The organism is Streptomyces sp. NPDC091282 (genome assembly GCF_044757385.1).
GTDB classification, from domain to species: domain Bacteria; phylum Actinomycetota; class Actinomycetes; order Streptomycetales; family Streptomycetaceae; genus Streptomyces; species Streptomyces gramineus.
In genome coordinates this window covers 853,785-866,817 of sequence record NZ_JBIVUX010000001.1, presented here as the reverse complement: position 1 = coordinate 866,817, position 13,033 = coordinate 853,785, and the positions used below count along the sequence as shown (strand labels likewise).

Sequence of the window (13,033 nt, the reverse complement as noted above, 5' to 3'; positions counted from 1 at the left end):
TTTCTCTCCGCTCATTTCGCGCCGAGGGCCGTTCGGAGGGCCTTGAGGTTGGCCTGCTGGACGGCGAAGTAGTCCTTGCCGCGGGACTTGCCGGTGATGCCCTCGATCGGGTCGAGGACGTCCGTCCTCAGTCCGGCGTCGGCGGCGATGGTCTTGGCCGTCTTGTCGCTGACGAGCGTCTCGTAGAAGACGGTGGAGACGCCGTCGGCCCTGGCCATGGTCTCCAGGTCCTTCACGCGGGCCGCGCTGGGCTCCGACTCGGGGTCGAGGCCGTTGATGGCCTCCTCGGTCAGGCCGTACCGCTCGGCGAGGTAGCCGAAGGCGGCGTGGGTGGTGATGAAGACCTTGGTCCTGGTGTGGGCGAGGCCGTCCTTGAACGCGGTGTCGAGGGCGTCCAGCTGCTCGACCAGGGCGGCGGTGTTCTTCCTGTAGTCGTCCGCGTGCTCGGGGTCGGCCTTCTCGAAGGCCTTGCCGACGCCCTCGGCGACCTGGGCGTAGCGCACCGGGTCCAGCCAGATGTGGGGGTCGAGGCCGGAGGCCTCCTCGTTCTTGGAGGTGTCGTGCGAGGCCGCGTGGCCGCCGACCTCGTTGCCGTGCTGCTCCAGCGTGGTCAGGGAGGCCGCGTCGATCTTCGTGCCGACCGAGGACTGGGCGACCGCGGCGTCGACGGAGGGCTGCAGGTTCTTCAGGTAGAGGACCGCGTCGGACTTCTCGATCCCGATGATCTGCTTGGGGCTGATCTCCAGGTCGTGCGGCTCCTGGCCGGGCGAGGTGAGACTGGTGACGTGGACGTGGTTCCCGCCGATCCGGTCGGCGAGGAAGGCCATCGGGTAGAAGGAGGCGACGACGTCGAACCTCCCGGTCCCGGCCGCCGTGGCGTCACCTCCGCAGGCCGTGAGGGTCGCGATGCCGAGGGTGGTGACGGTGGCCGCGGCGGCCGCGGATATGAGGCGACGTCGTACGTTCATGAGAGTCATTTTCAACAAAGATGGAAACCGTTGTCAACAAGCTCCGGCGGGGCACTTCGGCGACACTCCGGTGCGCGCCGGGCCTCCCGTCCGTCATGGGGGACCGATTTGGCCGGGGGGGAGCCCCCGCCGGTAACCTGAATCATTCGCTGTGAAGCATCTCGCTTCGTCGCCCGTCGTCGTAATGAAGAGAGCACCGTGGCCGCCGACAAGATCGACACCATCGTCAGCCTGAGCAAGCGCCGTGGCTTCGTATTCCCGTGCAGTGAGATCTACGGCGGACAGCGCGCCGCCTGGGACTACGGGCCGCTCGGTGTCGAGCTCAAGGAGAACCTGAAGCGCCAGTGGTGGCGCTACATGGTGACGTCGCGCGAGGACGTGGTCGGTCTCGACTCGTCCGTCATCCTGGCCCCGGAGGTCTGGGTGGCCTCCGGTCACGTCGCCACCTTCACGGACCCGCTCACCGAGTGCACCGCGTGCCACAAGCGGTTCCGCGCCGACCACCTGGAGGAGGCCTACGAGGCCAAGCACGGCCGCCTCCCGGAGAACGGCCTGGCGGACGTGAACTGCCCCAACTGCGGCAACAAGGGCCAGTTCACCGAGCCCAAGCAGTTCTCGGGTCTGCTCTCCACCCACCTCGGCCCGACCCAGGACAGCGGCTCCGTCGCCTACCTGCGCCCGGAGACCGCCCAGGGCATCTTCACCAACTTCGCCCAGGTGCAGACCACTTCGCGCCGCAAGCCGCCGTTCGGCATCGCCCAGATGGGCAAGTCCTTCCGCAACGAGATCACGCCCGGCAACTTCATCTTCCGCACCCGCGAGTTCGAGCAGATGGAGATGGAGTTCTTCGTCAAGCCGGGCGAGGACGAGAAGTGGCAGGAGTACTGGATGGAGCAGCGCTGGAACTGGTACACCGGCCTGGGCCTGCGCGAGGAGAACATGCGGTGGTACGAGCACCCGAAGGAGAAGCTCTCCCACTACTCCAAGCGCACCGCCGACATCGAGTACCGCTTCCAGTTCGGCGGCAGCGAGTGGGGTGAGCTGGAGGGCGTCGCCAACCGCACCGACTACGACCTGAACGCCCACGGCAAGGCCTCCGGCCAGGACCTCTCCTACTTCGACCAGGAGGCCGGGGAGCGCTGGACGCCGTACGTCATCGAGCCCGCGGCCGGTGTCGGCCGCGCGATGCTGGCGTTCCTGCTCGACGCCTACGTCGAGGACGAGGCGCCGAACGCCAAGGGCAAGCTGGAGAAGCGCACGGTACTGCGCCTCGACCACCGCCTGGCGCCGGTCAAGGTCGCGGTGCTCCCGCTGTCCCGCAACCCCGAGCTGTCCCCGAAGGCCAAGGGCCTCGCCGCCGCCCTGCGGCAGCACTGGAACATCGAGTTCGACGACGCCGGCGCCATCGGCCGCCGCTACCGCCGCCAGGACGAGATCGGCACGCCGTACTGCGTGACCGTCGACTTCGACACGCTGGAGGACAACGCGGTCACCGTCCGCGAGCGTGACTCGATGAAGCAGGAGCGGATCTCCCTGGACCAGATCGAGGGCTACCTCGCCGGACGCCTGCTGGGCTGCTAGACCCGTTTCCACCCCAGGACGCCCGCCCTCCAGCCGACTCGGTCGGCCGGAGGGCGGGCATCCTGGATCGGGCGGCGGGCCGTGAGCGCCCTCAGGGGCGCGGGGAACTGCGCGATCAACCCCCACCGGCCCGCGGGGATCCACCGGCCCGCGGGTGCCCGCCGGCCGGCCCCGTGCGGTCAGCGGTGCTGGAGCGCCTTCACGTTGTCGCCGAAGGTCCAGTTCTTGGAGCCGTCCCAGTTCAGCGACCAGGTCATCAGGCCCTTGAGGGACGTGCCGTAGTGGTTCCAGGCCTGGGCGACCAGGCTCGGCGACATGTAGCCGCCGCCCGCGCCCGACTGCGCGGGCAGTCCCGGGACCTGCTTGTCGTACGGCACCTTGATCGTCGTGCCCTGCACGACCAGGCCTTTGTTGAGGCAGTCGGTCTGGGCGGTGAAGCCGGCCACCGTGCCCGCCGAGTAGGAGTCGCCGGAGCAGCCGTACATGCTGCCGTTGTAGTACTGCATGTTCAGCCACCACAGCCGGCCGTTGTCGGCGTACTTCTTCACGATCGGCAGATAGGCGCCCCAGATCGAGCCGTAGGTGATGCTGCCGCCGGTGACGTACGCCGTCTCCGGGGCCATCGTCAGGCCGAAGCCCGCCGGCATCTGGGCGAGCACCCCGTCGATGATGCGGACCAGGTTGGCCTGGGACGTGGAGAGCTGGCCGATGGAGCCGCTGCCCACCAGGCCCGTCTCGATGTCGATGTCGATGCCGTCGAAGTTGTACTTCTTCAGGATCGGGACGATCGTCGCCACGAACCGGTCGGCCACGGCGGACGAGCTGAGGTCGATGCCGGCCGCCGCGCCGCCGATCGACAGCAGGATGGTCTGCCCCGCCGCCTTCGCCGCGCACATCTCCGCGGGGGTCGCCACCTTCACGCCCGCGTCCATGCCGTCCTCCCACAGCGCGGTGCCGTCGGAGCGGATGACCGGGAAGGCCGCGTTGATCACGTTGTAGCCGTGCGCGGCGATCCGGGAGTCGGTGATCGGGGTCCAGCCGAACGGCGGGTGGACGCCGTTGGCGGAGCCGTCCCAGTTCTCCCAGTAGCCCTGCAGGACCTTTCCGGCCGGCTTCGGCTTCACCGCGCAGGTGTCGGCGGCGGAGGCGGGGGCGGCGGCGGGCAACTGGGTGAGCGCGGCGGTCGCCAGGGCGGCGGCGAGCAGGCTGAGGGCGCGGCGGAACATACGGATCCTCCCGGTGGGGGTGCGGCGAGGTGTCGTAGCCAGGGCAGTGCTGTCGTAGCCATGACAGTGCGCGTGGTCCAGACCTCTCGTCAATAGGTCTGGACCAGAAAGCCGGGCCATGTATGGAATGACAGATATTGAAATCTGTCAGCTGTCATGCCAAGCTGGGGGCATGACGACGCACATCCGCACCCTCGGAACCACCGGCCCCCGCGTCCACGCTCTCGGCCTCGGCTGCATGGGCATGTCCGCGCTCTACGGCGAGGCCGACCGCGCCGAGTCGATCGCCACCGTCCACGCGGCCCTCGACGCCGGCATGACCCTCCTGGACACCGGCGACTTCTACGCCATGGGCCACAACGAGATGCTGGTCGGCGAGGCCCTGCGCACCGCCCCCGCCGACCTCCGTGACAAGGCCCTGACCAGCGTCAAGTTCGGTGCCCTACGCGACCCGGCCGGCGGCTGGAACGCCTACGACGGCCGCCCGCAGGCCGTGAAGAACTTCGCCGCCTACTCCCTCCAGCGCCTCGGCGTCGACCACATCGACGTCTACCGGATCGCCCGCGTCGACCCGGACGTGCCGATCGAGGAGACGGTCGGCGCCATCGCCGAACTGGTCGAGCAGGGATACGTCCGGCACATCGGGCTCAGCGAGGCCTCGGTGGACAACATCCGCCGGGCCGCCGCCACCGCGCCCATCTCCGACCTGCAGATCGAGTACGCGATCATCACCCGCGACATCGAGCGGGAGATCCTGCCCGCCACCCGCGAGCTGGGCATCGGCATCACCGCCTACGGCGTGCTGTCCCGGGGCCTGATCTCCGGCCACTTCACCAGCGACCGGCAGCTCGGCGCCGGCGACTTCCGGGCCTTCTCGCCGCGCTTCCAGGGCGACAACCTCCGGCACAACCTCGACCTCGTGGAGGCGCTGCGCAAGATCGCCGACGAGAAGGGCGTGACCGTCGCCCAGATCGCCATCGCCTGGGTGCTCTCCCGCGGCGACGACATCGTGCCGCTCGTCGGCGCCCGCACCCGCGAGCGGCTCGCCGAGTCGCTGGGCGCGCTGGACGTCACGCTGGACGAGGCCGACCTGGCGGCGATCGAGGAGGCCGTGCCGGCCGGCGCCGCGGCGGGCACCCGCTACCCGGCCGCGCAGATGAGCCATCTCGGCACCGAGCACTGATCCCGGTGCCAGGTACCGTCTAGGCCATGGCAGCGACGTCCCCGACCCCGACCCCGGCCCTGACCGCCGAGCGCATCCTCGAAGCGACCGAGGAGGTGCTGCGCCGGCACGGCCCGGCCAAGGCCACCGTGGTGGACGTGGCCCGCGCGCTCGGCGTCAGCCACGGCAGCGTCTACCGGCACTTCCGGACCAAGGCGGCGCTGCGGGAGGCGGTGACGAAGAGGTGGCTGGACCGCACCTCGGAGCAGCTGTGCGGCATCGCGGCCGCCGACCGGGACCCCGGGGCGCGGCTGCGGGACTGGCTGTGGGCGCTCTTCGACGCCAAGCGCCGCAAGGCCGGCGACGACCCGGAGCTGTTCGCCACCTACATGGTGCTGGTCGACGAGAACGGCCCGGCGGTCACCGAGCACATCGACGACCTGACCGGGCAGCTCGCCCGGATCCTCCGGGACGGGGCCGGCACGGGAGTCTTCACCGTGTCCGACCCCGCCGCGGCGGCCCGGGTCGTCTTCCAGGCCACCGGCCGCTTCCACGACCCGGGCTACGCCCGCGAGTGGATGCGGCCGGAGGCCGAGGCGGACTTCGCCTCACTGGCCGATCTGCTGCTGCGCGGTCTCAGTTCACCTTGACGGTGACCGTGGGGGAGTGGGTCTTGCCGGCCGCGATCCGCAGATGCTCGGTGCCCTTGGTGTTGATCTTCGAGGTGAGCGCGTAGGCGCTGCCGTTCTTGACCTTGACGCTCGCCCGGAGCGGGACCCACTTTCCGTGGTTCTCGTGCTGGAGCACCAGCGGCGTGCCGATCTTCAGGCCCTGGGTGCGACCGGTGAAGATCACCTTGTCACCGGCCTTGACCGAGGTCTTGTTCGTCTTGACCGAGATCGAGCTCATGCCGGACTTGGACGGGCTCGGCTTCGGCTTGGCGCTGCTCGGCGCGGGACTCGGCTTGGCCTGCGCGGCGAACGAGCCGGCGGTACCGGCCGACAGCAGGGCCAGGGAGAGGGCGCCGGCGGCGAGAACCCGCGAGACCGGGCGGTGGATGCGGTGCATTGCTGAGCTCCTGTCGACGAGGACGAGGGACTCCTCAAGGCTTCGCCGGGCCGCGCGCGACGGCGACCCGGACGGTTCCGGAACGGGTCGCGGGCACCTCTCGGCCCGGTAAAGTCCGCAGGTGGCGACAGCCGCGCCGACCTCGCGACCCGCCCCCGCACCGTCACCCGAATGCAGTAACCGCCAAACCGGCCGGAAGCGGTCGCCGCGCGGCAGGCGGGACGTTCGCGGCTGGCCCTAGGCGGTGACCCGCCAGAACTCCCGCATCAGCGGGTTCGGGGTCGGGCCCGTCATGGCCACCTGGGTCATCAGGACGGTGACCGTGCCGGTGGCCGGGACCAGGTGTGCGGTGGTGCCGGTGCCGCCCACCCAGCCGTAGCGGCCGGGCACGTTCCACGGATCGGCCGGGGCGACGTCGACCTGGCCGCCGTACCCCCAGCCCTGGCCCTCCAGGAAGAGGGCGGCCCGCTCGCGCTGGGACGCCGTCAGGTGGTTGGTGGTCATCCGGCTGACCGAGGTCGCGGACAGCAGCCGGCGGCCGTCCGGCGCGCTGCCCGCGTTCAGCAGCAGCCGGGCGAACGCCAGCCAGTCGTCGGCCGTCGAGACCAGACCCCCGCCGCCCGAGGCGAAGCGCGGCACCCGGGCGTAGTCGCCGTCCGGGGTGTCGGTCAGGCGCAGGGTGCCGTCCTGGGCGGGCGCGTACGACGAGGTGAACCGGTCCCGCTTCGACGCTGGCACCTCGAACCCGGTGTCCCGCATGCCCAGCGGCTCGAAGATCCGCTCCGAGAGGAGGTCGGGGAAGGCGCGGCCGGACACCCGGGCGGCCAGGATGCCCTGCAGGGCCGAGGAGGTGCCGTACAGCCAGGCCTCGCCCGGCTGGTGCAGCATCGGCACCCCGGCGAGCAGACCCAGCCAGGTGTCCGGGTCCGGCCAGTCCCCGAAGGGACGGCTGTGGTCCTGCACCTCGAACAGGGCCCGCGCGGCGGGCAGCGAGAAGTCGGAAGGCAGGCCCCAGCCGGCGCGGAAGCTGAGCAGGTCCTCGACGGTGACCTGCCGGGCGGCCGGCACGACGTCGTCGACGGGGCTGTGCGGGGTGCGGACCACCATCGGCTTCGCCAGCTCGGGCAGCCACTCGGCCACCGGGTCCTCCAGCCCGATCCGGCCTTCGTCCACCAGCATCAGCACCGCCGCCGCGGTCACCGGCTTGGTGATCGACGCGATCCGGAAGATCGAATCCCGGGCCATCGGCGCGGACCCCTCGGCACCGGCGTTCCCGACGGCCACCGCCTCCACGTCGGCGCCGCGGGCGACCAGCCCCACGGCCCCGGGAACCGTCCCGTCCTCGACACGGCGGCGCAGGGTGGCACGGAGCGGTGAGTCGGTCATCGGTCGTCCTTCCGTCGGATGCGGTCGCACGTACGACCCGCGCACCGGCGGAAACTCATCGGGAGGGCTGCGCTCCCTCCGGGTCCACGGTGGCCTGGTGGGCCTCGGCCAGGTGCTCCTCGGCCTTCAGCCAGGGCAGGAACTGCGCGCTCTGCCGCCAGCCGCAGGTGTCACACCTGATCGTGCGCTGGACGCCGGTGCGCCGGACCCGCACCGTGTGCTCCCGCCCGTGCTGGTCCCACCGGCTGACCTTGCTCGAATCCAGCTGTGACATGACGCCTCCGAGTCGGTGCCCGATCTGCCCTCCGGCACGTGTCGACGGGAGGAGTGTGCAGCATCACCAACATCAACGGGGATTTCTTCACAGCGAGTTGGCCAAGCCGTGTCCGGCCGGCCGGGTTTTTGCCGCTGGACAGGACGTTCCCGGTGTACATCCGGGCTCCCGTGCCAACCCGGCGGGCCCGAGCCCGACTTGGTGTACCGGCGGAAACCCTGGACACGGCATTGACCAAGGCTCAAGATGAGAGCGACCTTTGCTGAAGCGGCCACCGGCACGGAGAGGCGATGCTGCCGGATCCACAACGTTTCCTTGCCGTGTCCGGCCGCCGGATCGCTCGCGCCGAGGGCGCGGCCCAGGTCGTCAGGGAACTGTGCCTGTCGACCGTTCCCGACCTGGCGGACGGCGTGTTCGTCTACCTCGCCGAGCAGGGACCTGACCCGGACGGCCCGTTGCGCCTGCTGCTGGACGGCCCGCCGGCCGAACTCGGCGGCCTGATGGGCGGCGCCCCGCCGGCCGCCGCCCCGGTGCCCTCCGGCGGCGCCCTCGCCGGGATCCTGCGGTGCGGGCGGGCGTGCGGCAGGGACGCGGACGGCGTCGAGGAGGCCCTCGGTGAACTGCTCGGGACCGCTTCCCGTCTCCCGCAGGGCAACAGGATCCTGCTCGCCCCGCTGCGCGCACCCGACGCCGTCGTGGGCCTCGCGGTGTTCCTGCGGCGCATGGACCGGGAGGACTTCGTGGCGGACGACATCGCCCTCGCCGACGCGCTGTCGGCGCTGGCCGCGCTCGGCGTGAGCGAGGACGCCGACGGCCCGCGGACCCGCCCCGCCGTCCCCAGGGCGCCCGACGAGGACCGGCTGCGCTACGTCGGCGCCGCCACCCGCCGGATCGCCCGCGGCTTCGACACCGACGAGATCGTGCTCGGACTGTGCCGGGCCGCCGTCCCGACCTACTCCGACGCGGCCCTCGTCTACCTGCGCGACCCGCTGCCGGTCGGCGACGAACGTCCCGCCGGACCGGCCGTGCTGCGGCTGCGCCGCACCGACCGGATCAAGGGTCCCGGCGCCGAGGGCCTGGTCTGGCCCGCCGAGGCCGTCGACGACGAGCAGGACGACCTGGACGCCGGCGACTGGAGCGAGGTGGTGCCCGGCGGCGCGCTCGCCGAGGTGCTGCGCGGGGTCCGGCCGGTGTTCGCCGACGACCGGGCGACCCGCACCGCGCTGAGCGAACTCGTCGGCGAGGACAGCGCGTTGAACGGCTGGTCCGGCATGCACGCGATCCTCGCCCCGCTGCGCGGCCGCCGCCGGGTCACCGGCGCGGTGGTCTTCCTGCGCCGCCCGGAACGCCCGGCCTTCGAACCCGCCGATCTCCTGGTCGCCGCCCAGCTGGCCACCCACACCGCGCTCGGCGTCGACAAGGCGGTCCTCTACAGCCGCGAGGCCTTCATCGCCGACCGGCTGCAGCGCGCGATGCTGCCGCACTCCCTGCCCCGGCCCACCGGCGTCCGGCTGGCCGTGCGCTACCTGCCCGCCGCCGAGACGGCCCGCGTCGGCGGCGACTGGTACGACGCGATCCCGCTGCCCGGCAGCCGGGTGGCCCTCGTCGTCGGCGACGTCATGGGGCACTCCATGACCTCCGCCGCCGTGATGGGCCAGCTGCGCACCACCGCGCTCACCCTGGCCGGCCTCGACCTGCCGCCGCAGGAGGTGCTGCACCACCTCGACGAGCAGGCCCAGCGCCTGGGCACCGACCGCATGGCGACGTGCCTGTACGTCGTCTACGACCCGGTCTCGCACCGCATCACCGTCGCCAACGCCGGCCATCCGCCGCCGATCCTGCTGCACCCCGGCGGCAAGACGGAGGTCCTCGCGGTGCCGCCCGGTGCCCCGATCGGCGTCGGCGGCATCGACTTCGAGGCGGTCGAACTGGACGCGCCCGCCGGGGCGACCCTGCTCCTCTACACCGACGGCCTGGTCGAGTCCCGGCTGCGCGACGTGTGGACCGGCATCGAGCAGCTGCGGGAACGGCTCGCCGCCACCGCCCAGCTGACCGGCCCCGACCGGCCGCCCCCGCTGGAGGAGCTGTGCGACGAGGTCCTCGACATGCTCGGACCGGGCGACCGGGACGACGACATCGCGCTGCTCGCCGCCCGCTTCGACGGCATCGCCCCGAGCGACGTGGCCTACTGGACCCTGGAACCGGAGGTCGGCAGCCCCGGCCGGGCCCGTCGGCTGACCCGGCAGGCCCTGGCCGGCTGGGGCCTCGACGAACTCAGCGACACCGCCGAACTGCTGGTCAGCGAGATCGTCACCAACGCGGTACGGCACGCCTCCCGGCCGATCACCCTGCGGCTGCTGCGCACCGACGTGCTGCGCTGCGAGGTCGGCGACGACGTCCCGCAACTGCCCAGGCTGCGCCGGGCCTCACCCGAGGAGGAACACGGCCGGGGCCTGTTCCTGGTCAACCGCCTGGCCCGCCGCTGGGGCACCACCCGCCTGGGCACCGGCAAAATCGTCTGGTTCGAACTCCCCACCTGACCCCACCCCGAGACGCCCCCGAAGGGGCGCGGGGAACTGCGCGACCAGCCACGACGGCGCGGCACTCAGGGTCGGCGGGCGTTTGAAGGGGCGCGGGGAACTGCGCGACCAGCCACGACGGCGCGCAACTGTCGGCACGGCCCTTCGCTGCGATCCCGGAGGGTGCCGAACCCACGCCGGTCCCGGCGGCCGACCTAGGGGCGCGAGGAACTGCGCGACCAGCCACGACGGCGCGGCACTCAGGGTCGGCGGGCCGGTGAAGGGGCGCGGGGAACTGCGCGACCAGCCACGACGCCGCCGCACCCGAACGACACGCACCGCACCCGCACTCACCCCCTCGCCCGCGCGCAGCTCACCGCACCGCACGCGGCAACCGCAAACTCAACCCCCCGGTCACCACCACTAGCCCCAACTGCACCAGCAGCGCGACGACCAGCGCATCCCGGAACCCATGGTGCGGAACCAGGGAGAGGAACAGCGTGCCGAGCGTCGCCACCCCCAGCGCCAGCGCGGACTGCTGCGTGGTGACCATCACCCCGCTCCCCACCCCCGCCCGCCCCACCGGCACCTCGGACATCACCAGCCGCAGCACGTTGGGCAGCTGCAGCGCCTGACCCGCCCCGGCGACCGCGACCCCCGGCAGCAGCCCGGTGAAGTCCAGGTGCGGCCAGTCCCGCCGGACGGCCAGCACGATCAGGACGACGCCGATCCCCTGGAGCACCGACCCCGCCGTCACCACCCGGCTGCCGTACCGCGCGATCAGCCGCGGCCCGGCCAGGGACACGAACAGGAAGGCGACGGCCATCGGCGCGAGCGCCATTCCCGCCGGGACCGGGTCCATGCCCTCCCCGCTCTGCAGGGCGACGGCGATCACGAACATGAACCCGCTGAAGCCGACGGAGAACGGCACCATCAGCACCAGACCCCGCCGCAGCGAGGCGAGCGCGAACAGGCTCGGCGGGACCAGCGGGGTCCGGCCGGCCCGGTCGGCGCGGCGCTCCACGGCGTAGAACGCGGCGGCCACCGCGGGGAACGCGGCCAGCGACAGCCAGGTCCACAGCGGCCAGCCCGCCGCCCGCCCCTCGGTGAGCGGGGCCAGCAGGGTGAGCAGGGAGAGGGCGAGCAGCACGGTGCCGGGTCCGTCGACGGGTTCGGGCCGCTGCGACCGCGTCTCCGGCACGAGCCGCGCCCCGAGCACCAGCCCGACGGCGACGACCGGCACGTTGACGAGGAACACCGCGCGCCAGCCGGTCCCGGCGATGTCGGCGGCCACGAGCACGCCGCCGAGTATCTGCCCGGCGACCATCGACAGGCCGGCGGTGGCGCCGTACAGGCTCATCGCCTTGGCGCGGCGGCCGCCGCTGGTCGCGGCCTGGATGGTGGCGAGGACCTGCGGGAGCATCGCGGCCGCGGCGGCGCCCTGGGCGACCCGGGCGGCCACCAGCGACCAGGCGCCGGGCGCGAGTCCGCAGGCCAGCGAGGTCAGCCCGAACGCGGCCATGCCGGCGAGGAAGAGCCGGCGGCGGCCGAACAGGTCACCCAGCCGTCCGCCGAGCACGAGCAGGACGGCGTAGGCGACGCCGTACCCGGCGACGACGAGTTCCAGGACCGCCTCGCTCGCGTGCAGGTCGGTTCCGATGGTGGGCAGGGCGACGTTGACGATGAAGAAGTCGACGAGCGGCAGGGCCGCGGCCAGCAGGACGGTGAACAGCCCCGGCCCGCCGAGCGCGGGTGGCGCGGACGGCGGGCGCACGGCCGCCGTGGTGACGGTTTCGGTCATGACCATGAGCCTGCTCCGGCGCTCAGACGGGTACCAGAGTCTTCTTGTCCTGGTAGAAGAAGTACCTGGCAACAGGATCCGCGACGCGGCAGGCTGGAACCATGACGACCTCGGCGCACGACACGGTTCCGGTTCGGACGACGACGGCGGGCCCGGCGGAGTCGACGGAGTCGGCGGCCTCGGCGGCCCGCAGCGCCGTCGGCGTCCGGCGCAGCGAGCTGGCCGTGTTCCTGCGCAGCCGCCGCGAGCGGATCACCCCGGAGCAGGTCGGCCTGCCGCACGGCACCCGCCGCCGCACGCCCGGCCTGCGCCGCGAGGAGGTCGCGCAGCTCTCCGCGGTCGGCGTCACCTGGTACACCTGGCTCGAACAGGCCCGCGACATCCAGGTCTCCGTGCAGGTCCTGGACGCCCTCGCGCGCACCCTCCTGCTGGACGCCAGCGAACGCGCCCACCTCTTCCAGCTGGCCGGCGCCGCCGACCCGACCCCGGCCGCCCACTGCACCGGCGTCACCCCGGCGCTGCACCAGATGCTGCGCGCCCTGGAACCCTTCCCGGCCACCATCCAGAACAGCCGCTACGACATCCTCGCCCACAACCGCACCTACGCCCGCCTGATGGGCGACCTCGAAGCGGTCCCGCCCGAGGACCGCAACTGCATGATCCTCGTCTACACCAACCCCGACTGGCGCCGCTCGATCGTGCACCTGGAGGAGACCCGCCGTCTCATGGCCGCGAAACTCCGCGCCTCGATGGCCGGCCATCTCGCCGAACCCGCCTGGAAGATGCTGGTCAAGCGGCTGACGGCGGAGTCACCGGAGTTCCGCGCGAACTGGGAGCGCTACGAGGTGGTGGACCTGCGCACCCGGACCAAGCAGTTCCTCAACCCGTACGTCGGTTTCCTCTCCCTGGACCACACCGACCTGTGGCTGACCCGCGAGACCGGTGCGCGCCTGGTCACCTACACGCCGACGGACGACGAGTCCCGGCGGCGGCTGGAACAGCTCCACGCGCTGGCGGTCGCGGCGGAGCGGGACTGAGTACGGGTACT

General features: G+C 72.2%; 11 protein-coding genes. 5 read left to right on the top strand and 6 right to left on the bottom strand.

Annotated elements, in window-relative coordinates; translation table 11 throughout:
• Nucleotides 1–11: 11 nt before the first annotated feature.
• The gene (locus tag ACIQOE_RS03945) at nucleotides 12–968 is read right to left on the bottom strand and encodes a metal ABC transporter substrate-binding protein (RefSeq protein ID WP_351319623.1); all 957 of its coding nucleotides are present in this window, start codon (nucleotides 966–968) and stop codon (nucleotides 12–14) included.
• A 198-nt stretch (nucleotides 969–1,166) separates the two neighbouring features.
• Between ACIQOE_RS03945 and ACIQOE_RS03940 the strand changes: the two genes are divergently transcribed.
• A complete protein-coding gene (locus ACIQOE_RS03940; RefSeq protein ID WP_351319625.1) occupies nucleotides 1,167–2,549 on the top strand; it encodes a glycine--tRNA ligase in 1,383 nt (460 codons plus the stop codon).
• 179 nt (nucleotides 2,550–2,728) lie between these two features.
• On the opposite strand, the gene ACIQOE_RS03935 is transcribed toward ACIQOE_RS03940, so the two are convergent.
• Nucleotides 2,729–3,775, bottom strand: coding sequence for a chitinase (locus ACIQOE_RS03935; RefSeq protein WP_365563474.1), 1,047 nt, complete (start codon nucleotides 3,773–3,775; stop codon nucleotides 2,729–2,731).
• 172 nt (nucleotides 3,776–3,947) lie between these two features.
• Between ACIQOE_RS03935 and ACIQOE_RS03930 the strand changes: the two genes are divergently transcribed.
• Nucleotides 3,948–4,958 (top strand): aldo/keto reductase, encoded by a 1,011-nt coding sequence (locus tag ACIQOE_RS03930; protein WP_351319629.1) that lies wholly within the window; start codon nucleotides 3,948–3,950, stop codon nucleotides 4,956–4,958.
• Nucleotides 4,959–4,984: 26 nt separating this feature from the next.
• A complete protein-coding gene (locus tag ACIQOE_RS03925; protein WP_351319631.1) occupies nucleotides 4,985–5,587 on the top strand; it encodes a TetR family transcriptional regulator in 603 nt (200 codons plus the stop codon).
• Here the strand turns inward: ACIQOE_RS03925 and ACIQOE_RS03920 are convergent.
• The 3 genes from ACIQOE_RS03920 to ACIQOE_RS03910 form a co-directional block, all read right to left on the bottom strand.
• The gene (locus ACIQOE_RS03920) at nucleotides 5,574–6,005 is read right to left on the bottom strand and encodes a hypothetical protein (RefSeq protein ID WP_362645934.1); all 432 of its coding nucleotides are present in this window, start codon (nucleotides 6,003–6,005) and stop codon (nucleotides 5,574–5,576) included. The two genes, ACIQOE_RS03925 and ACIQOE_RS03920, sit on opposite strands and share 14 nt — an antisense overlap.
• A 237-nt stretch (nucleotides 6,006–6,242) precedes the next feature.
• The gene (locus ACIQOE_RS03915) at nucleotides 6,243–7,391 is read right to left on the bottom strand and encodes a serine hydrolase domain-containing protein (protein ID WP_351319635.1); all 1,149 of its coding nucleotides are present in this window, start codon (nucleotides 7,389–7,391) and stop codon (nucleotides 6,243–6,245) included.
• 55 nt (nucleotides 7,392–7,446) lie between these two features.
• Complete coding sequence (locus tag ACIQOE_RS03910; RefSeq protein WP_351319637.1) at nucleotides 7,447–7,665, bottom strand: hypothetical protein; 219 nt, start codon at nucleotides 7,663–7,665, stop codon at nucleotides 7,447–7,449.
• A gap of 290 nt (nucleotides 7,666–7,955) precedes the next feature.
• On the opposite strand from ACIQOE_RS03910, the gene ACIQOE_RS03905 reads away from it, so the two are divergent.
• Complete coding sequence (locus tag ACIQOE_RS03905; RefSeq protein ID WP_351319639.1) at nucleotides 7,956–10,205, top strand: ATP-binding SpoIIE family protein phosphatase; 2,250 nt, start codon at nucleotides 7,956–7,958, stop codon at nucleotides 10,203–10,205.
• 352 nt (nucleotides 10,206–10,557) lie between these two features.
• Here the strand turns inward: ACIQOE_RS03905 and ACIQOE_RS03900 are convergent, their stop codons facing one another.
• Nucleotides 10,558–11,985: an MFS transporter gene (locus ACIQOE_RS03900; RefSeq protein WP_401409512.1), complete on the bottom strand. Its 1,428-nt coding sequence runs from the start codon at nucleotides 11,983–11,985 to the stop codon at nucleotides 10,558–10,560.
• A 101-nt stretch (nucleotides 11,986–12,086) separates the two neighbouring features.
• Here ACIQOE_RS03900 and ACIQOE_RS03895 point away from each other — a divergent pair, with 101 nt between their 5' ends.
• Entirely contained in the window at nucleotides 12,087–13,022 is a 936-nt protein-coding gene (locus ACIQOE_RS03895) for a helix-turn-helix transcriptional regulator (protein WP_401409510.1), read from the top strand.
• Nucleotides 13,023–13,033 lie beyond the last annotated feature (11 nt).

Excerpts from the sequence above, each read along its gene's own strand:
- ACIQOE_RS03945 (WP_351319623.1), bottom strand. The coding sequence starts at position 968 with ATGAACGTACGACGTCGCCTCATATCCGCGGCCGCCGCGGCCACCGTC.
- ACIQOE_RS03935 (WP_365563474.1), bottom strand. The coding sequence starts at position 3,775 with ATGTTCCGCCGCGCCCTCAGCCTGCTCGCCGCCGCCCTGGCGACCGCC.
- ACIQOE_RS03930 (WP_351319629.1), top strand. The coding sequence starts at position 3,948 with ATGACGACGCACATCCGCACCCTCGGAACCACCGGCCCCCGCGTCCAC.
- ACIQOE_RS03925 (WP_351319631.1), top strand. The coding sequence starts at position 4,985 with ATGGCAGCGACGTCCCCGACCCCGACCCCGGCCCTGACCGCCGAGCGC.
- ACIQOE_RS03920 (WP_362645934.1), bottom strand. The coding sequence starts at position 6,005 with ATGCACCGCATCCACCGCCCGGTCTCGCGGGTTCTCGCCGCCGGCGCC.
- ACIQOE_RS03915 (WP_351319635.1), bottom strand. The coding sequence starts at position 7,391 with ATGACCGACTCACCGCTCCGTGCCACCCTGCGCCGCCGTGTCGAGGAC.
- ACIQOE_RS03910 (WP_351319637.1), bottom strand. The coding sequence starts at position 7,665 with ATGTCACAGCTGGATTCGAGCAAGGTCAGCCGGTGGGACCAGCACGGG.
- ACIQOE_RS03905 (WP_351319639.1), top strand. The coding sequence starts at position 7,956 with ATGCTGCCGGATCCACAACGTTTCCTTGCCGTGTCCGGCCGCCGGATC.
- ACIQOE_RS03900 (WP_401409512.1), bottom strand. The coding sequence starts at position 11,985 with ATGACCGAAACCGTCACCACGGCGGCCGTGCGCCCGCCGTCCGCGCCA.
- ACIQOE_RS03895 (WP_401409510.1), top strand. The coding sequence starts at position 12,087 with ATGACGACCTCGGCGCACGACACGGTTCCGGTTCGGACGACGACGGCG.